Here is a 411-nt window from a genome sequence, read left to right on the forward strand (position 1 = left end):
TTCGACGGGTACCAGTCGCGGGGATCGGCTCGGACCCGCACCATCGATACCGAGGGCCAGCCTGGCAACGGTGGGTGTGTCGAATACGGTGCGTACCGAGAGGTCGGTGTCGAGCGTGGTGTTGATCGCGGCGATCAAGCGCATGGCCGACAGTGAATCTCCGCCGAGATCGAAGAACGAGTCGTCGACCCCGATGTGGTCGAGTCCGAGTATCCGAGCGTAGAGGGTGGTGAGGATTTCCTCGACGGGGGTGCTCGGGGCGCGATACCCGCCGGCGGTGTACTCCGGTGCCGGGAGGGCGCGGATGTCGAGCTTGCCGTTGACCGTCAGCGGTAGCGCCGCCACCGCCATCACCGCCGCCGGGATCATGTAGGTGGGAAGGTGTTCGGCGAGTTGGGTGCGTATCGTGGC

Annotated in this window: 1 protein-coding gene; it reads right to left on the reverse strand. The window is 65.9% G+C overall.

Going from position 1 to position 411, the window contains the following annotated elements; genetic code table 11:
- A partial coding sequence (locus ACPCUW_RS35210) for a phosphopantetheine-binding protein (protein ID WP_423429701.1) occupies positions 1–411 on the reverse strand: 411 nt, incomplete at both ends.

Source organism: Nocardia sp. AB354, assembly GCF_049538315.1.
Classification (GTDB): domain Bacteria; phylum Actinomycetota; class Actinomycetes; order Mycobacteriales; family Mycobacteriaceae; genus Nocardia; species Nocardia nova.